This window comes from Lachnoclostridium sp. Marseille-P6806 (assembly GCF_964238185.1).
Taxonomy (GTDB): domain Bacteria; phylum Bacillota; class Clostridia; order Lachnospirales; family Lachnospiraceae; genus Brotaphodocola.
Genome location: NZ_CAXSLG010000006.1, coordinates 62,088 through 81,875 on the forward strand (window position 1 = coordinate 62,088; position 19,788 = coordinate 81,875).

Annotated in this window: 13 protein-coding genes, 1 tRNA gene and 2 pseudogenes; 2 read left to right on the forward strand and 14 right to left on the reverse strand. The window is 47.1% G+C overall.

Annotated features, from left to right (window positions below; genetic code table 11):
• Positions 1-283: 283 nt before the first annotated feature.
• The 4 genes from ACESON_RS09095 to ACESON_RS09110 form a co-directional block, all read right to left on the reverse strand.
• A complete protein-coding gene (locus ACESON_RS09095; protein WP_373109399.1) occupies positions 284-4,051 on the reverse strand; it encodes a phosphoribosylformylglycinamidine synthase in 3,768 nt (1,255 codons plus the stop codon).
• A 154-nt stretch (positions 4,052-4,205) separates the two neighbouring features.
• On the reverse strand, positions 4,206-4,763 hold the full coding sequence (locus ACESON_RS09100; RefSeq protein ID WP_177959439.1) for a sigma-70 domain-containing protein: 558 nt from the start codon (positions 4,761-4,763) through the stop codon (positions 4,206-4,208).
• 105 nt (positions 4,764-4,868) lie between these two features.
• Positions 4,869-5,609, reverse strand: coding sequence for a hypothetical protein (locus ACESON_RS09105; RefSeq protein ID WP_373109401.1), 741 nt, complete (start codon positions 5,607-5,609; stop codon positions 4,869-4,871).
• Positions 5,610-6,066: 457 nt separating this feature from the next.
• Positions 6,067-6,139 (reverse strand) — tRNA-Ala (locus tag ACESON_RS09110).
• Between the two features lie 149 nt (positions 6,140-6,288).
• On the opposite strand from ACESON_RS09110, the gene ACESON_RS09115 reads away from it, so the two are divergent.
• Positions 6,289-6,768, forward strand: a complete 480-nt coding sequence (locus ACESON_RS09115; RefSeq protein WP_177959437.1) for an S-ribosylhomocysteine lyase — start codon at positions 6,289-6,291, stop codon at positions 6,766-6,768.
• A gap of 18 nt (positions 6,769-6,786) precedes the next feature.
• Here the strand turns inward: ACESON_RS09115 and ACESON_RS09120 are convergent, their stop codons facing one another.
• Positions 6,787-7,266 carry an MATE family efflux transporter gene (locus ACESON_RS09120; protein ID WP_373109404.1) on the reverse strand — a complete coding sequence of 160 codons (480 nt, stop codon included), beginning with the start codon at positions 7,264-7,266 and terminating at the stop codon, positions 6,787-6,789.
• Positions 7,267-7,427: 161 nt separating this feature from the next.
• A pseudogene (locus tag ACESON_RS09125) lies at positions 7,428-8,294 on the reverse strand (phosphoribosylaminoimidazolesuccinocarboxamide synthase); the annotation flags it as partial.
• Positions 8,295-8,473: 179 nt separating this feature from the next.
• Here ACESON_RS09125 and ACESON_RS09130 point away from each other — a divergent pair.
• On the forward strand, positions 8,474-9,349 hold the full coding sequence (locus tag ACESON_RS09130) for a LysR substrate-binding domain-containing protein (protein WP_177959440.1): 876 nt from the start codon (positions 8,474-8,476) through the stop codon (positions 9,347-9,349).
• Here ACESON_RS09130 and ACESON_RS09135 read toward each other — a convergent pair.
• From ACESON_RS09135 to ACESON_RS09170, 8 genes and pseudogenes are all read right to left on the reverse strand, one after another.
• Complete coding sequence (locus ACESON_RS09135; RefSeq protein ID WP_373109599.1) at positions 9,333-11,708, reverse strand: ATP-dependent DNA helicase; 2,376 nt, start codon at positions 11,706-11,708, stop codon at positions 9,333-9,335. The two genes, ACESON_RS09130 and ACESON_RS09135, sit on opposite strands and share 17 nt — an antisense overlap.
• Positions 11,709-11,876: 168 nt before the next feature.
• On the reverse strand, positions 11,877-12,119 hold the full coding sequence (locus ACESON_RS09140; protein ID WP_177959434.1) for an HPr family phosphocarrier protein: 243 nt from the start codon (positions 12,117-12,119) through the stop codon (positions 11,877-11,879).
• A 264-nt stretch (positions 12,120-12,383) separates the two neighbouring features.
• Positions 12,384-12,734, reverse strand: a complete 351-nt coding sequence (locus ACESON_RS09145; protein ID WP_373109406.1) for a response regulator — start codon at positions 12,732-12,734, stop codon at positions 12,384-12,386.
• 205 nt (positions 12,735-12,939) lie between these two features.
• Positions 12,940-14,529 carry a hypothetical protein gene (locus ACESON_RS09150; RefSeq protein ID WP_373109408.1) on the reverse strand — a complete coding sequence of 530 codons (1,590 nt, stop codon included), beginning with the start codon at positions 14,527-14,529 and terminating at the stop codon, positions 12,940-12,942.
• A gap of 232 nt (positions 14,530-14,761) precedes the next feature.
• On the reverse strand, positions 14,762-15,166 hold the full coding sequence (locus ACESON_RS09155; protein ID WP_373109409.1) for a hypothetical protein: 405 nt from the start codon (positions 15,164-15,166) through the stop codon (positions 14,762-14,764).
• 25 nt (positions 15,167-15,191) lie between these two features.
• A complete protein-coding gene (locus ACESON_RS09160) occupies positions 15,192-16,055 on the reverse strand; it encodes a CbrC family protein (RefSeq protein WP_373109411.1) in 864 nt (287 codons plus the stop codon).
• 15 nt (positions 16,056-16,070) lie between these two features.
• Positions 16,071-18,731 (reverse strand): annotated as a pseudogene (locus ACESON_RS09165) (DUF4253 domain-containing protein); the annotation flags it as partial.
• 88 nt (positions 18,732-18,819) lie between these two features.
• Positions 18,820-19,779 (reverse strand): NTF2 fold immunity protein, encoded by a 960-nt coding sequence (locus ACESON_RS09170; protein ID WP_373109412.1) that lies wholly within the window; start codon positions 19,777-19,779, stop codon positions 18,820-18,822.
• Positions 19,780-19,788 lie beyond the last annotated feature (9 nt).

Genomic DNA, 19,788 nt, shown 5'->3' on the forward strand with positions numbered 1-19,788 from the left:
TGTCCTATTACTGAATCGTAATTCAGTTAAATAATATCATTTTATTCAGATACTTCAAGAACGATTCTCTTAATTTGCCTTACATTTTTCTTTCACTTTTTAAAATAATTTCTTTTGTGCAAGCACAACGGGGGCGCCCTCTCTCTTCGCCGTGCTCCTACCTCGATTCCGCTTCGCTTCATCTCGGTCGCGGGCTTCGCCCTATGACAAAAAGTCCCCTGGCTCTCCCTTTTGTGCAAGCACAACGGGAGCGCCAGGGGACTTTTTGTCGCACGGCTCATGCTTAACGCGTATAGTATTCTACGCCGCTTTCGAAGATTTTCAGATCCTGCTCGCCGTAAATGTTGATGGCTACGGAATCGCCACGGCGTTCGGAGTGGGCCATCTTGCCCAGAATACGTCCGTCAGGGCTGGTAATTCCTTCAATGGCCATGTAGGAGCCATTGGGATTCCAGAATTCATCCATAGTCGGATTGCCCTTATCATCTACATACTGAGTGGCAACCTGTCCGTTAGCAAACAGAGTTTTCAGCCACTGCCCATTTGCTACAAAACGTCCCTCACCATGAGAAGCCGGATTGCAGTATACACCGCCCAGCTCTGCCTTCTGCAGCCACGGGGACTTGTTGGAAACAACCTTGGTATATACCATCTTGGAAATATGGCGGCCAATGGTGTTCATCGCCAGAGTCGGAGAATCTGCCCCCTGCTCTACAATCTTTCCTTCCGGAACCAGTCCCAATTTAATCAGTGCCTGGAAACCGTTACAGATACCTAACATCAGGCCGTCTCTTTCATTTAACAGCTTCTCAATCTCATCCTTGATGACTGCGTTACGGAATACGGTTGCAAAGAATTTTGCGCTTCCCTCCGGCTCATCGCCTGCGGAAAATCCTCCTGGGAACATCACAATCTGTGCCTTTGCAATTTCTTTCTTGTATTCTTCTACAGACTCCCGAATATCAGAAGCAGTCATGTTCTTAAATACCCGTGTTACAACCTTTGCACCGGCCCGCTCAAAAGCCTTGGTGCTGTCATACTCACAGTTGGTTCCCGGGAATACAGGAATAAATACCGTCGGCTGAGCCAGCTTATGGCTGCATACATATACCTTGTCTGCCTTGTAAAGCTCATTCTGAACCGGAGTCTGTTTTACACCGGATTTTGTTGGGAATACATCCTCCAGTGTCTCCGTCCAGTTCTTCAAAGCCTCATCCATGGAAATCGTAACAGGGCCGTACTCAAATCCATCGCGGTCGGTTACTTCACCAATTACAGTGTAAGTAATAGCCAGCTGTCCTACCATGCCGTCCGGAACCTCACATACAATGTTGCCCCAGCCCGGTGCAAAGAAATCTCTCGGATCCACATTATGCTCAATCTTAACGCCCATGCGGTTTCCAAATGCCATCTTGCTCACAGCCTCAGCCAGTCCGTGTCCTTCTACTGCATACGCAGAGATAATCCGTCCTGCCTTAATATCCTCATGAAGCTTTGCATATCCATCCAGAATCTGGCTGTAAACCGGCAGATCATACGGATCCTTTTCAATGCGGAATACCACCAGCTTATTTCCGGCCTTTTTCAGTTCAGGAGTAATAATATGTCTGCTGCTTGCCACATCTACAGCAAAGGAAACCAGGGTCGGCGGAACATTGATCTCACCGTGCTTTTCATCATTAAAGGTACCGGACATACTGTCCTTTCCTCCAATGGACGGAAGGCCAAAGCCCAGCTGTGCATTATATGCACCTAACAAAGCCGCAAACGGAGCGCCCCAACGGGAAGCATCCTCTGTCATGCGCTTAAAGTATTCCTGGAAGGTGAAACGGATCTTGCTGTAATCACCGCCATTTGCCACAATCTTTGCTACAGAAGAAATTACGGCATAAATGGAACCATGATAGGGGCTCCAGCTGGACAGATACGGATCAAAACCATAGCTCATCATGGTAACGGTATCTGTTTTTCCTTTCAGCACCGGAAGCTTGGCAACCATGGCCTGTGTCTCTGTCAGCTGATATTTTCCGCCGTAAGGCATAAATACGCTTCCTGCACCGATGGAACCGTCAAACATCTCTACAAGGCCTTTCTGAGAGCATACGTTCAGATCAGCCAGCACCTTCAGCCATGCTTCTTTTACATCCCCAATATCATTTCTTGCAAAAGGAGTCCCCTCCTGTGAAGGTGTTTCCAGAACTACGCTTGCTTCCTGATGAGCGCCGTTGGTATCCAGGAATGCTCGGCTGATATCAACAATGGTTTTTCCTCTCCAATGCATAACAAGACGCGGCTCCTCAGTTACTACTGCAACCGGAATTGCCTCCAGGTTTTCCTCTGCGGAAAATGCCAGGAATTTTTCTACGTCTGCCGGATCCAGAACGACAGCCATACGCTCCTGAGATTCGGAAATGGCGATCTCTGTGCCGTCCAGACCTGCGTACTTTTTCGGAACCTTGTCTAAATCAATTTGCAGTCCTGCAGCCAGCTCACCAATCGCTACAGAAACACCGCCAGCACCAAAGTCATTGCACTTTTTGATTATGCTGGAAACCTCCGGACGGCGGAACAGTCTCTGAATCTTTCTCTCTGTAGGTGCATTTCCTTTCTGAACCTCTGCGCCGCAAACTTCAATGGAAGCCTCTGTATGAACCTTAGAGGAACCGGTAGCGCCTCCGATACCGTCACGACCGGTACGTCCGCCCAGAAGAACAATCATATCGCCGGGATCAGAGTTCAGACGTTTTACATATTTTCTCGGAGCTGCGCCCATAACAGCGCCAATCTCCATACGCTTTGCCGCATAATCCGGATGATAAATCTCCTTTACATAGCCGGTTGCCAGTCCAATCTGGTTTCCGTAGGAGCTGTATCCGCTGGCAGCGCCATTTACCAGCTTTCTCTGAGGCAGCTTGCCCTTTAAGGTCTCAGAAAGGGGACGGGTCGGATCTGCCGCGCCGGTTACACGCATAGCCTGATATACATAAGTACGACCGGAAAGGGGATCACGGATTGCACCGCCCAGACAGGTTGCCGCACCACCGAAGGGTTCGATTTCTGTCGGATGGTTGTGGGTTTCATTCTTAAAGTTTACCAGCCATTCCTCTGTCACTCCATCGATTTCCACCGGCACCACAATACTGCAGGCGTTGATCTCGTCAGAAACCTCCAGATCCTCCAGTTTCCCCTCTGCCCGAAGCTTCTTCATAGCCAGAAGCGCCAGATCCATCAGGCAGACAAACTTATCATCACGGCCTTTATAAAGAACCTCTCTGTCAGCCAGATACTGGTTGTAGGTATTCTCAATAGGAGCCTTGTAAAAGCCATCTGTAATCTCTACATTCTTTAATTCTGTAGAAAAGGTGGTATGACGGCAATGGTCAGACCAATAGGTATCCAGAACACGGATCTCCGTTACTGTGGGATTGCGATGCTCCTCCTCTGCGTAATAATTCTGAATATGCTGAAAATCACGGAAGGTCATAGCCAGATTCAGAGAATCATAAAGAGCCTTTAAATCCTCCTGGCCAAACTCTGTAAAGCCGTCAAAGGAAGCAACATCCTCCGGTGTCTCAAACACAGTAACCAGAGTTTCCGGTTTTTTTGCAGATGCCTCTCTGGAATCCACCGGATTGATGCAGAAGCTCTTCACTGCCTCTCTCTGATCGTCAGTCAGTTCTCCGGTCAGGACATAGGTTGTCGCTGTACGGATCACCGGCTCCTCATTTTCATTTAACAGCTTTACACACTGCTCTGCAGAATCAGCCCTCTGGTCAAACTGTCCTGGCAGATATTCAACGGAAAATACGGTATCTCCCTCTTCCTTTGGAAAATTCTCTTCATATACAAAATCAACCGGCGGCTCGGAAAAAATAGTCACCAGTGCCTGACGGTAAGTCTCCTCGGACAAATTTTCAATATCATAACGAATCAGTACCCGGACATTGCTTACCGTGCCAATGCTCAGATAACTGCTGATTTCCTCACGCAGTTCACCAGCCTTAACGGCAAACTCCGGTTTCTTCTCTACATACACTCGTCTTACGCTCATAGATTCCTCCTGATTTCTCTGTACTTCACCTGATGGTTTCGGAAAATGATCAATCCTAATTAAATAATACCACAAGATATATTATAAATAAAATTAATATATCTTATGGTATTTATCACTATATCTAATTAATCTTTTTCATTCCTGTGCAGTACTATATCTCTGCATCAGGGCTGACGCTCATGGCATCCAGAGTCAGCTTCATAATATCCTTAATTTCGTCCTCTGTCATTTTCATTTTCCGGGCCAGCTCCTCTACTGTGGCTTCCCGTCCCAGTTCCTCTGCCATCTGCTGAGAAATATCCTTCAGCACATTTACCCGGGCTAACAGCTCCTCTCCTACCTGTTCAGAATTTTTCTGTTCTGCAAGAGCTGTCTGAAGCGCCTCTTCCACCTGTTTCTTAATATAACTGCGAAAAGCTGTCAGTCCCTCCACGTCTCCTGAATCTCCAAAATTCAGACTTTCCGGCTCTCCTAAAGCCATCATTACAGCCATATTTGCCTCCTGAACCAGATCTCCCAGAGGCAGACCCTGATTCTCATACGCTTTTACCAGCTCTACAATATAGCCAAGTGTTCCTTCCATAAGCCGGTTCTTTGCATCTGCATCTCCCAGCTTCACCCGCTCCAGAAGGACTGCCTCCTCCTCAGGGGTACAGGGTGTAAGAATCCCTATTTCTTCCAGATACATCTGATAAACATCATCATGCATAACTCTTTCTTTCCTCCTGCACATCATTTCCTGTCAGTATAACACAAAAACAGGATCAAGGAAATGAAGATTTTTCGCTGTCCCAAATCAGGCCGTTTTCCCGTCTTATTTTATCAGCTTCATCTGAAAGTCCATCCGGTAGCAGGTATGCGCTGCATCCTCCTTTGGAAAATAAACCGTCAGTCCATTGGAAAAAGCTTCCTCATGATACCCTTTGATCTCTCTTCTCCAGGAAATCTCCACATCTTCTGTGCAAAAATTCCAGTCCCGTTTTCCATTCTCTTCTATCTCATAAAGTATAGGCCGAAAGTTCTGAAGAAATCCCCCGGTTCCCTGACGTCCTGCCGCAAAGGACAGGGCTGCCAGAGCCATCTGCGTTTCATAGCCGGAAACCGGCTCCTTCTGTTCCAGAAGCTCTATGGAAAACGACACAGCAGTCACTATCCCATTCTCTGTCTGGTACTGAAACTCCGGAAGCATGCGGTTCCCAACCCCAATAGTCACAGAATCGGAAAAGGACGTCTCTTCCTCCCACATTCCATTTTTATTCAGGCACCGTTCCTTATGTTCGCTGTAAAAATATTTTGTCAGATCATTATAATTCTCCGCAAATTCCGCAACTGTCACAGCTCCCAGATTCGGAACCACCTGAGCCAGCAGCACCACGAGAACCGTGCCCCCCAGAAGCATTCCCTGCACCAGAACAAACACCAGCCACCGAAAACATTTTTCATCCTGAACCTTCACCAGACATTCTTCATCCCAGTCCAGCTCCTGCCCCTCCCTGCAGAGCTGATAATTTTTGTACATTCGGAACAGATTATAAACAGGAATATCAAACCCCATCCCAGAAGAAAACACACGCCAGGCACGAAACAGTCCCTGCTCATAAGAAAGGCGCTCTCCATTTAATTTCTCCCTTCCCGGCAGTCATTCCGTTTTTCCGTTTCTCTCAAATATATTATCCCACAAAACCTCCCCCAATGCTTTACCGGAATCTTACGTTTCTCTGACAGTTTCCAGGATGTCATGGCACACCGGACTAAATTGTAGAAATTGTTTCAACATCAAGTGAAAAAATGGGATGATAGGCTTCCTTCTTTTGTTCGATTTGGTAAAAAAATAAGACCGGGGATCTGCGAAGATTTAGAACTTATAATTGCGTAAGAAAATTTATAAAAAGGCATAGGAAGTCTCAGGAAAAAATCCGGAAAATCTTTAAATTTCCTATGTTCCTATGAAACAAAAAACTCCCACAAAAATGGAAGTTTTTCAATGCTCTCATAAAATAAAAATTTGTAAATGGAGATAGTGGGATTCGAACCCATGACCTCTTGAATGCCATTCAAGCGCTCTCCCAGCTGAGCTATACCCCCATGCAATCTGGTACATATTTTATCACAGATACAGCAGTCTGTAAAGTAAAAATTCAAATTTTATGTAAGATTCTATCACACATACAAGATTAGTCTTTCATAATATTTGAGATTATGCTATACTACTACACTATGGAGGTTTATATTCTATGGAAAAAATCACAAGCTTTACTATCGATCACCTGAAACTGCTTCCCGGAATCTATGTTTCCAGAAAAGATATGGCAGGTGAATCTGTTATTACCACCTTTGATCTTCGCATGACTCGTCCGAATTTTGAACCAGTAATGAATACTGCAGAAATTCACACAATTGAGCATCTGGGAGCTACTTTCCTGCGTAATCATGAGCTGTTCCGGGATCGTGTCATTTATTTCGGCCCCATGGGCTGCCGGACTGGCTTCTACCTGCTTTTGGCCGGAGATTACTCTTCCAGAGATATTGTTCCTCTGGTGCGTGACATGTTCCATTTCATACGCGATTTTGAAGGTGAAGTACCGGGAGCCTGTGCCAAAGACTGCGGTAACTATTTGGACATGAATCTGAATATGGCAAAATATCTGGCTGATCGCTATCTCTGTGAAGTTATTGAAGGAATTGACGATGAACGTCTGATTTATCCGGAATAACGCACCGAATACCCGCAATTAAAAATTCTGACAATACAAAAAACCGCTGTTTACTGGACGTTCATTCCAGATATACAGCGGCTTTTTGATCCTCCCAGAAATAATTGCCTGCATACTGTAGCCCAAGCCCTGCAGTGTATTTCTCATAATCATCAGCGAGCCATGAATAAAAAACAAAGCACTCATAACTGTCAGATACTCTACTGCCCCAGTTGCTGTTGCACTTGTTGTTTCACTAAAGACAAGCCCTACCAAAGGTGTTTTCATCACAAAAATAACAACCCAGATCACGGCACAGTAGCTATACTGAATCGTTAACCCACTGCGAATTCCCTGATAAATGCGGTCAATCTTTTTTGCACCATAGTTCTGCCCCACATAAGTGGCCATCGCCATACCCACACTTTCCATAGGAAGTGTAAACATCTGACGAATTTTTTCTCCTGCTGTTTGTGCGGCAACTGCTACACTGCCCAGACTGTTGATCGCTCCCTGCATCACTACCGCACCAATAGCAGATACCGAATATTCAAGCTCAATTCCTCCCCGTCTCTTTTGTTCTTGTGCCTCACTTTCCTATGACATAAAAAGCAGATACCTTTCTCACCAGACATCCGGCAAAAAAGGTATCTCCCAAAACAGCATTTCTATAACATTTTTTACAGAAGCTTCTTTCCTGTCAGCATCTCATATCCCTGAAGATACTTATCAATAGTCTTCTCTACGATCTCCTCCGGAAGAGTCCAGTCATTTCCCGGATGCTCAGTCAGCCAGTCGCGTGCAAACTGCTTGTCAAAGGACGGCTGTCCATGACCCGGCTCATAGCCATCTGCCGGCCAGAAACGGGAGCTGTCCGGTGTCAGCATTTCATCACCGATCACAATATTGCCATTCTCGTCCAGTCCAAATTCAAACTTGGTATCTGCAATAATAATACCGCGGCTCAAAGCGTAATCCGCACACTTTTTATAGAGAGCAATGGTAAAATCACGAAGCTTTACTGCATATTCCTCACCATGACCCGGATAATATTTCTCCAGATGGGCAATACTCTGCTCAAAAGAAATATTCTCATCGTGATCCCCAATCTCAGCCTTTGTAGACGGAGTGTAAATCGGCTCCGGCAGCTTATCAGACTCTTTCAGGCCTTCCGGCAGCTTGATGCCGCAGACGGTTCCTGTTTTCTGGTAGCTGGCCCAGCCGCTGCCTGTGATATATCCTCTTACAATACATTCCAGCGGAAGCATGTTCAGCTTTTTGCACATCATGCTGTTGCCGTCAAACTGCGGCTGCCGGAAAAACTCAGGCATATCATTTACATCAACAGAGATCATATGGTTGGGAAGAATATCCTCTGTCAGATCAAACCAGAACTTGGACATCTGAGTCAGTACTGTGCCCTTTTTTGTTACTACATTGTTCAGAATCACGTCAAAACAACTGATCCGGTCTGTAGCAACCATAATCAGGCTGTCACCATTATCATAGATTTCACGTACTTTTCCTTCTTTAAAGGGTTTCATGTTATGTACCTCGCTGTGTAATTATAAATTGCGGCATTTTCTGCCTGCTCCATAATAAGCATAAGCGATCTGATATGTAAAAATCAATACCTATCTTTTATTTTTGGCGGTTTTCCCATTCTCTCTTTACATTTTATTAGTTTTTATGGTAAGATAGAACATACTTATAAGGAGGACTAATGATGGATATTAATTATGAATTATACAAGGTCTTTTATCATGTAGCAAATACCCTAAGCTTCTCAGAAGCATCCAAACAGCTGTTTATTTCTCAGTCTGCAGTAAGCCAGTCAATCAAGGTTCTGGAAAAAAAATTAAACCAGCCTCTTTTTATCCGCAGCACCAAGCGAGTTCAGCTGACGCCGGAGGGGGAAATCCTTTTAAAACATATTGAACCAGCCATGAACCTGATTAAGCAGGGAGAAAACCAGCTGCTTGAGGCTAATACTCTAAATGGAGGACAGCTTCGGATTGGCGCCAGCGATACCATCTGCCGCTACTACCTGATTCCCTATTTAAAGGAATTCCACCGCAAATATCCCAACGTCCACATTAAGGTCACAAACCAGACCTCCATTGCCTGTGCAAAGCTGCTTGAATCCGGCCAGGTAGACTTTGCCATTACCAACTATCCCAATTCCGGGCTTTCCAACACTCAGAATGTGAGGATTATCCACGAGTTTCACGATGTTTTTGCTGCCAATGACGAATACGGCTCTCTCCGCGGAAAAACAGTCACTTTAAAGGAGCTGCAGACCTGCCCCATCCTTATGCTGGATCGGAAAAGCACAACCAGTGAATTTCTCCACAGTATGTTCCAGCGTCATCAGCTGGATCTGGTTCCTGAAATTGAGCTTTCCAGCAATGAACTGCTGATTGATCTGGCCCGCATCGGACTGGGCATTGCCTTTGTACCAGATTACTGTATCCCGGAAAATGACCCGGATCTGTTTATTGTTCATCTGGAAGAACAGCTTCCTGCCCGGCAGATGGTAGTTGCCTATAACGAAAACATTCCTTTGTCTCAGGCCGCCCGGCAGTTTATCGACATGCTGTAGGATCCTTCCAAAACCGTTCCAGCCAGTATCCCACCGTCTGCCTCGTGACCTGCCCATATTCTGACCACTCTCTGGGAAACATTCGCTGAACCTCCGGCCTGAGAAAACGATCGTCCAGAAGAAGAATCACGCCCCGATCCCCGGCGGTGCGGATTACCCGCCCCGCCGCCTGCATTACCTTGTTCATTCCCGGATACTGATAAGCGTAATCATATCCGTTTTCCCCCTGCTCCTCGAAATATTTCTTCAAAATCTCCTGCTCAGTACAAACCATGGGAAATCCTGTTCCTACGATAATCGCTCCTTCCAGACGTTCCTCCTTCAAATCAATTCCTTCTGAAAAAATTCCGCCCAAAACACATAGCCCTACAAAGGACTGCGTTCTTTCCCGCTCAAACTCCAAAAGAAACTCCTCTCTCTGGGCTTCTGTCATGTGGCTTTCCTGTAGCCGCCAGGAAAAGCAGCTCTCTGTTTGTTCCTCCAGCTGCTGCTTCACTGCTTCCATATACTGATAAGACGGAAAGAACACCAGGTAATTTCCTTTATGGCTCTGTGCCAGAATCTCAATATAATCCACCACCCGCTGATACTCTGCCCTGTTTCTTCTGATATACCTGCTGCTGACATCTGACGCAATCAAAAGCAGCCGATTTTTGCTGTCAAAGGGAGAATGGACATACACGGCATAATCCTCCTCATTTCCGCTTAAAAGCCTTTTATAATAGCGGACAGGAAGCAGAGTTGCAGAAAAAAGGATTGTGCCGCTGCTTTTTTCCAGGCACTGGGATAAAAGCCTGGACGGATCGATACAAAGCAGATGAAGCCCATACCTTCCATCCTCTCCCAGCTCCCCGTAAATCCGGTAATGCTCATCCAGCCCCTCGTACATATTCAGAAAATGGCGCAGTTCAAAATAGAATTCCAAAACGGACTCCCTTTCTGGAAAATCTCTTTCCACTTCCAGGAAAGACTCCAGCTCACCCAGAACCGCCATCAGCTCAGATGCCAGCAGATGAACATTTTCAAATATCTGATATCCCTCTTTGCTCCGCTTCATTTCCAGCATACTTTTGTTGCACCGTTCCAGGGCGCGCTCCAGCTTTTTGCTTCGTCCCCGAATGCTTCGCTTCACCTCCAGAATCTCTTCCTTGACTATCTGGGCACTGTACATCTCCCGCGCCCGCCCCACCAGATTGTGGGCCTCATCAATCAAAAACAGGTATTCGCCGGAAACCCCATCGGAAAAATACCGTTTCAGCCTGGCCGAGGGATCAAACACATAATTATAATCGCAGATAATTCCGTCTGCCCAGTTGCTGATATCGAGGCAGAATTCGAAAGGACAGACACAAAACTGTTCGGAATACTCCAGAATCACCTCTCTGGTTATAGCCTTCTGCTCATGGATCACAGCAAAAACCGCATCATTCACCCGATCGAAATGTCCCTTGGCAAGGGGACAGTCATCTGGATTGCACTGCGGCTTTTCCATAGGACAAAGCTTTTCTTTCGCGGTTATTGTAACTGTGGTAAAATAAAGCCCCTTTTCCCGCAGCAGTCCGAAACACTCTTCGGCCACACTTCGGGTAATGGTTTTCGCTGTCAGATAAAACAGTTTTTCTCCAAAACCTTCCCCCATCGCTTTCAGCGCCGGATAAACAGTAGAAAGTGTTTTCCCAATTCCCGTCGGCGCCTGAATAAACAGATTCGCCTTTCTCCGGACAGCCCGATAAACAGAAACAGCCAGCTCCTTCTGCCCCTTCCTGTACTCATAGGGAAAGGAAAGCTCCTTTAAGGATTCTTCTCTGCGAAGTCCATGGCGGTAGAGATATTCAGCCCACTTGACATATTCATGAATCAGTCCCTCAAACCACTCCTCCAGTTCCTCCCAGGTTCTGTCCTGGCGAAAACGCCGAATCTCCTCTGTCTCAATGCTGCAGTAAGTCAGCTGAATCCCGATTCTCTCCAGATTATGGCTGCAGCCATACATATAGGCATAGCAAAGGGCCTGGGCCAGATGAACGGGAACCGGCTCTTCTAATAATCGTAAATCCATATATACAGCCTTGATTTCATCAATAACCGTCTCTGTCGGTGACTCTATCACTCCGTCAGCCCGTCCCTCCAGCAAAATCTGGTATCCGTCCATTTCCACGGTATGGCGCAAAACCACCTCCGATCGGTAATCTTCCCCCATTCTCTTCTGCAGCTTTCTGTGAATCCTGCTGCCTGCCTGCATGGCATCCTTCTCCGCTCCTGCAGTTCTTCGGTTATCAATGTCACCGCTTCGAATCACAAACTCCACCAGATTTCGCACAGAAATCCGAATACAGGTTTTTTTTGCTGTCAACGTGTCCATCGCCTCTGCCTTTCCCAAAACTGACTTCTTCTATTTTAATACAAACCAAAGAGGCGGACAAGCACTTTTCTGCTCTGTCCGCCTCCCGGCTTACTTTTATCCTACTGAAGCAATCAGCTTCTCTCTGTTCAGGATTAGTCAACCTATTTCATTTTCCACGGTTCTGATTTATGCTGCTTTTTTTCTATCTGGTGCCAATGTATCCAACAGCTCTTCAAACTCTTTATTCTCGCCATACATCCGAACAGTCAAAACCTGTCTCAAATCCAGGCTGAATACCCCCAAAATCGACTTTGCATCAATAATCACTCGATTGTAGTACACATCCACATCAAAATCACACTGAATCGCGGCCGACACGAACTGCTTTACCTCGTCAACATTTAACAGTTTAATGTTTTTCTCTTTCATAAAATAAGAACAACTCCTTTTGACTTAAAATACTAATCAGTTTCCGTGTTGAAATATGTATATCACGTTTTAAGCCAGTTGTCAAATTTTATTTCTCATAAAAAAGCCTCCAAAAAAACCTCTATGTCGCTGTATTTTTATGTGTATTACGCAATTTATTTGTTAATTTTAACGAAAATATTTGTTAATTAATGCGCATACTCTGTATTTTTTGGATGAATCACTGTATTCCAACTAAGGTTTAGCCCTGTTTTCTGCACTATCTCACAGTTTTTTTGGAAGCAAGGAAGAAATCGTATTGTAAAGCAATGTCATATCTACCGGTTTTGCAATATGTCCGTTCATTCCTGCTGCAATGGATTCTTTTACATCTTCCGCAAAAGCATTGGCTGTCATCGCCAGAATAATCACGGACTTTACATCTGGATGATCCAGATCTCGGATCTCCCTGGTTGCCTCATATCCATTCATAACAGGCATCTGAATGTCCATAAAAACAGCATCGTATGTACCAGGCTCTGCCCGTTTAAATTCATTTACCGCCTGCAGTCCGTCTGTCACAACTGTAAAGGTAGCTCCACGCATCAGCAAAAGCTCACCGAGAATTTCTGTCATCCACAATCAGTATTTTATTAATTTTTCGTTTTTCATACATGATTCTTTTCCGTACCCTCTCAAAAGATGCCCCTAAGTATATCCCTTTTATTTTAGAAAAACTGCACGAAAAAAATAAATCTCCCCCTGCATAATTTCTGATATATTGAGTTTATCATAAACTTTTCTGATTGTACACATGGATTTCTATTCGGTTCGTCCAAATTCAGACATCCGCATCGAAACGTTCTTCTGGACTGTCCGTTTCTGTGGAAAAAACGCAAAATTCCTCTTCCAGCAGCGAAAAGCTTTCTTCCTCAAACTGTTTCGTATGGAAGACCATATGCCATTCTACATCCTCTCGAACCGGCTCGAAATGCAGTGCCGAATATGCAGTGCGCAGATAACTGCGGGAATCATCCCCCATTATAATTTCCGCAGGGCCGCCTGCGCCGCCAATAATACAGATCGCCTGTTTCGCTGCAGGATAAAAGGCATTTTCCTCTGGTTTCTTTTCCAGAGGCTGATCTCCCTCATCGCAGTCAAAAATCGTGATTCTATTCTCCGGTTCCGGTGATATCCGGTAGTTCATAACCATGCAGTTCGTCGGATAAATCCAGCGCTTTGAACCAAAGCTGTCCCGTGAAAGAATTTCCTGCTCCATGCTCTCCACTGTCAAAGTATGAGACATTTTGCTGACCGGATTGTAAAACGGAAACGATTCCCCTGGTTCGTGAATCTTAAAATGAGGTCCCGGAATCTGAACCGACTGCTGCTCCATTGTAACAGACAGTTTCTTAATTACCGGACGGCGTCTTCCAGCCCAGGGAAATGCATTCCGGCATATAACCCAGCCGCAGTCATAATCCAAACCATAATGATCCATAGCCCATTTCGTTTCCAAATCCTGCATGCACCTTTCCGGCAAACAGGGATTATAGCACACAGAACAGCCATGAGATGTCAAAAGCTCCTTTCCGTTTAAAAGGATACGCGGAGTAAAATGGAAGCAAAGGGGATTGTCCAGCTCTATCTGCAGCTGCTGCTCACGAGTAAAATTCTCCCTAAAATCATTGTCCGAACTCAAACTCCATTTTTCCATAAAACCACGAATCCGTTCTATATCTGCCTGCATACAAAAATCTATTACCAGTCCCTTGCTGCATGAGTAAACAGACGGAATGCCCCAGTGATATCCAGCCCAGTCCAACTCCTTATGGATCCTGATTTCTTTTCCTGCATGCGCTCTTCCATGATGTCCCCAAAAGTTTCCGTCAAAATAAACCTTCCATTCCGGGAAAGCGATTTCTGCGGAAGGATTCAGGTCAATATCATAGTAATCCTCCGTGTATTTAATCCTGCTGTAGTCAAAATCAGACTGAAGCTTTCTGATATATTCCCACGGCTGCTCCATCGGCGTCAGCTTCATGGCTTTTGCAAGCTCCTTCAGGGTCTTCTCTCCCTCTCCTGCTGCTGGATTTTTCAAAAGAAAGGCCTCAAATTCTTCCCTGCTCCACCTCCACGCCTGTTCCAGGGCTGCCTCATTGCCGCAGGCAAGGAGCAGGCGCAGAAAGTCCGAAAAATCCTTCGCCAGCGGATGTACATAGCTCTGAGATTCATTCATTGGATTAACAGAAAAAACCATTCCGCCAAAACCGCGAATGAAGCAAAAATGAATGCCGTCCGTTCCTGCCCAGCCAAAAACAGACGCGCCTTTTGGCGTACAGAAGTACTGTGTATTCTCCCTGCAGCATTCAATTCCCACAGCGGCTAAGTCCATGCCGCTTCGCAGGAATTTTTCATATGTTTTGTCCATTTAGTCCTCCTTGTATCATCTGCTGTTTTCACTTCACTGACACGCTCAAAGCATTCTTCCCAGAATCCATTCGCTATCTAAAAATCAAATACAGTGCAAGGAAAAAGAGAAGCAGACTCCCCCATTGCATTGTAACAAGCAGAGTGATCAACATCACAAGCAACAAAATCCCAACCAAAAGAATAATCCCATTCATTTATCCCTTACTCTCCTTCCCAATCATTTTCTGTTCTTACCTGTCGTCCGTATTTTTCCCCATCGCCTGGGCAATCTGCCTTATAGCCATATCTATATAGAGATACACCCCGTCCCGATCGCAGTGGTACAGGTTGGAATAACTCGTACTCTCATTGGGAGCGATAGGATTAGGTTCTACCACCTCAGTAGCCTCCAGCAATCCGACACCCAGCTCTACAGCGGCAGTAAGAGCCTTTTTCAGTACCGCAAGCTGCCCGTCACACCAAAGCTCTTCCAGATCTTCCAGAACCTTTTTGTTCTGTTCCAGATCTCGGAGCAGCTGCGCAGCAAAGGCTCGTACCTTTTCCTCCTGTCCCCGCTGTACCCATGCAAGAGGCGCAAAATACCATTCTTGCATTTCTTTCGGTGAAATCGGGTGAAAGCTTACATCGTATCCCATAATAAACTCCTCCTTGAAAAATTCCTCAATCGCAGTCCATCCAGACCAGATGCTTTCCACAGTGGAGGCACTGGAACAAATAACATTGCAAATGCCCGCCGTTGACAGATTCCTGAATCATTTCTTTTTGTTCCTCGTCCCACACAGGATCGTCCAGCACTTCCTCCAGTACCCCCAGCGCCCGCAGCTCTCTGGCACCTACATAGCCCAAAAAGGCGCAGTAGTCACCGCAGTGAGCCCTCCAGTATTCCTGCTGCCAGCCGGAATATCCTGGAGTGCAGTGGATGAGCTCGTCCAGCTTTTCAGGATCGTCTACACCATCATCCAGAGAGAAATCGTCCTGAAAACTGCTTTCATATTTCCGGGCCGCCTCGCCGTTTGCGATACACGATGGGCACAGATATGCAATATCCTCCACAGCGAAAAAGGGAGCTGTATAGAAAACGTGGGTCGTCTTGCCGCAGCAGTCACAGACAACACCATCTGCAGACTCCTCAAAAGCACCTGTTTCCAGTGGATTCGGATGATACCGGAAGATGGGCAGGCCCAGCTTATTCTGCCGCTCCTTCTCATTCTGCTTTTCCTTCGCCGTTTTTGGCCGGGGAATGGCGTAATGGTTGCCCCAGTTCTCCGCATAATCCTTTAAGACGCCCAGCCGCTTGAGCGTCTTTTTATCGGAGCGATTGCCAATTTGGCAGAGCAGCTCGTAGGCATCCTTTTTGAAGTCCAGCAGGTCATACACATCCACCAACACTTCCCTGGCCTGCTCATCCTCGCTCTGCTCCAGTTCCTCCTTGAAGACGTAGAGAGCGCGGACGCTGTCAGGACCTTCATTGGTCGCAGCAAACTGTTTTTTCAATTCAATGTATTGTTTCAAATATTCGTTCATTTGCATGTTCTCCGATTAATCCCACCAAAAATACCAGACGGTGGACTGCCACAGGGTATCTGCCAGATTGCCCACCGTGGGGTCATCCTGCTCCTGAACCACAATGTCCGGGCAGAAGCCATACTGCTCTGCAGCATTCTCCATGGCCTGTTCTTGGGAAACAGGGGTCGGGAGCAGAAATTCCAGCTCATCGTGGCTCATGGCAGCAGGGACTGCGCCATACTTCTCAAACCAGTATTTCGCCACTGCCATCAGCTCCGGAGTATTGGGGCACTCGTTCCAACCACCAAAGGGCAGATAGGCGAAAATCTCCCAAGAGTTCTTCACCGGAATTTTTGCCAAAATGAGGGGGTAAGTCATGTGGTTCTCCAAGCCCCAGTAGCTAGAGAAGCGGCAGTTATCATATCCGCCCTCCATCTCACCAAGAACTTCCTCTTCCCAGTCCAGCTCGTCGTCCTCAGCTTCTTCCCTCCGCTGACCGATCAATTCCTCCAGAACTGCCTTTCCGTCCTTGATGGGAGTAGTCAGCATCTTCTTGCGGTACTCCTCCACAGTTTTGAGGTCAAATTCATAGCAGTCCGCATCGTTTTCCGGATCGGCATTCATCACCAGACATTCCAACAGCGTTTCATCCGGCTTGATGAGCACGGGAATAAAGCCCTCCCTCACCCCCAGCCGCTGGGCGTAGCTGTATGCCGACATAATGGGGTCGTCGTCTGCCATGGATGGAAAATAGGTACACTCACAATCCAGATACTCCATGATGGCCTGGGCCACATCGGAAGGCTCCAGAGTATCCTCGTCAAAATCCTGTCCCTGCCAGTTGACAAAGCGTTTCTCGATCACCTTTGCCATGGCCTGATAGTATTTCTCATCAAATGGGATGAATAAATATGCCTCCTGTTGAAATTCATTGGAGTGATACCGGGACGGACCAAAATATTTCAGGGCATAGTCATCAATATCGGCAGGATAATAGGGCGCGTCATTTTCTCCATAGTAATAATGAGCAAAAGCACGGCCTTTCTGGTTGAACAGAGCCGAGAACAGACAGCCGAATAACTCCTCCCGGATGAATGTTCGCAGATCTGTGTTGCTGGAATCTGCCTTGACCTGATTCACCACCTCGCCATGCTCCTCCAGAAACTTCTCGCTCATCAGGTCATGCTCCATACACCAACGCAGATAAATTGCCATATGATTATAGGCATTAATGGAGGCAATGGGAATCTCCTTCTCCGCAATGCTCTCAATATGATAGGAGGCATCATCCATTCCTAAGCTGTCATCATCATTCTCCAGCTCTCTCTCGTCAGACTCATAGGCAATCTTCAGGGTCATCTGCTCCTCCGGCAGAGAGACGCCGGGACTGCAGGTGATGGTGTGCTTATCGTCCGCGGAAAATCCGATGGTTTCGCCGTCCTTCAGCGTAACATCACATGCCAGCACATAGGAGGCAAGGCTGGCCAAAAAGTCCCGCAGTTCCCCCGGCTCGGCGTTGGCATTCAGCACCTCCATTTCTTCCTTGCCAAACACATCCATGCCGTAGGTGTAGCCATTAAGGCCCCACTCGCTCCGGTACAGGCCGAACCAGATCCAGTTGAAGATGGGCAGCTCGTCCTCTTTCATCATATCGGCAAAGCCCTCGTAGAAGCGGGGTTCAAATACCACGCCGCTGGTATAGACGCCGGTAGCATATTTCTGCTTGCAGCACACTGCCATCGCCTTGGTAAACAGCTTGCCTCGTTCCAGCAGTTTTTCCTCCTCGCCCAACACAGCTACCATGATATGGGCCTTGTGGGCTTTGGCTGCTTCTACGGCCTCTGGCCACATATAGTTATTTTCGGCGTTGATCTCCGCTTCATTGTCAGGGATGTGACCGTGGAAGAGTGTCACGATCAACATCATGCCGCCGACCCGCATCACCACAGCATCGCCGCTGTTCTCCTCATCTTCGTCGCTCTCGTCCGGCTCCTCATTCACAATGTTCCATTCTTCCCGCAGATCCAGGAGCAGCTGCTCCTTGTCCCACTCCGCTTTAGAAAGAAGGACAGACCCGACAAATGAGCCCTTATGGTCGGTTTCCTCCTCGTCAACATCATCCTCTTCGTCAAAATTCTCTACATCTTCATCCGGATCATACAGGGATTCATGTTCCAGCCCCCGGATAAATTCCTCGAAGCTGTCTGCCAGATGCGTGATCTTGTAGTCGTTTTCCTGATCTACATGGACCACAGCTGGTTCTCCCCGGGAGCCGCAGGCCCGGTAGTCCAGAAAGATCATATCATGCCCAGCGCTGGGACAGTCACAGATAGCCACACCAATAGCCGGATACTCCCACTCATCAATCATAAACTGGCTGCCCAGTTCTCCGCAGAGGGAGCAGCTCTTTTCCCGTCCGATACCGAAAATGCCGGTGATGGCCACATGATCCTCTGCCCAGCAGGTAGGTTCATCGCATGGATAGCAGGTGTTCCTTGGTATTCCGCCGTTATGCTGCTTCATCAGCCAGATGTAGGAGGCAGGCAGCTTGTAGCCCAGTTCATTCTCCACGCTGGTAATCAGCTCATCAGAAGGCGGTTCACTGACATATTCTTTTAAAGCATACATACTGTCGTCCCAGAAGCTGGTAAGATCGAAGCCCTCAAAGGGGGTATCACCAGGCACAAATTTATCCTCCTCATGCCACTTTTGAAACTGCTGTAAAATGTCCATATCCGTTTCCTCCTCATTCTCTGGTTTCCAATTCTCGACCTGACAGGCCTCACAATCCTGTTCGCTGCCAGCCATCCAGCCGTTCCTGCACTGCGTCGATCTTCCAGCTTTCGCCCACACGCTTCATAAGAAAACGGCGGTCAAGGCCTGTGTTTTCCTCTCTGGTGTAGATGTAAAGCTTGTTCCGGGTAAGCTGCTCCGCATCAAGAAACTTCTCTTTCTTGTAAGTGCCCGGTGAACTGTAAGAGAGCCCTAAAGGCCGGTAGCCCGCACGGGGCTTTTCACTCACATACTTCTCCCAGATTGCCAGCAGGCGGGGTGTCGCCTGGGCGTCCTCAAACCCGGCCTGCTCCATATACTGTTCCCATACTGTCATTTCCTCAAAAAAGGCAGACAAGACTCTGCGGCATTCCTCCACTGCCTGTTTATCAAATACAATCAGCTTTTTCGCCTTTTCTCGCTGAATCTTGGAAAAGTCTTCCATTTGCTCCCTGGTAAATTGCTCATGGGCCACCGGCTCGATCCGGCTGTTTCCAGCAATAGCCAGTAGTCCTTCATATGTAACGGCGGTATGATCGATCTGGATGTGGGAAAGTTTTGGAATAGCAGCTGCCGCCATAATACCTGCATCGTTCAGTCCGGTGTGGTTAAGGGTCAGAAGGTCCAGCCTGCAGTTTTGGAGAGCGAACAAACCACTTCCGTTGATTCCGGCGTTGCCGTCCAGCAGCAGATAGCGCAGCTTGGGCATGGCGGAAAAAACGGGAAAACAGGCGTCCGTGAGCGCTCCTTTCTCCACACCAAAATTGACCATGCTTTTATGCCCAGCAAAGGGGATAAGCAGTTCATCCGATACCGGGCAGTCCTTCACATAAAACCCCACCAGGGTGTATCCGGCCAGCTGCTCCATGAGATCCATGGTCAGCTTCGGGATTTCGATTTTTTTCTCCCCATTCAGGATCAGAACACCGCTTTCCCATGCTGCTGTCCTCGCTCGTTTTGGCCAATTCATCGCTGCCTC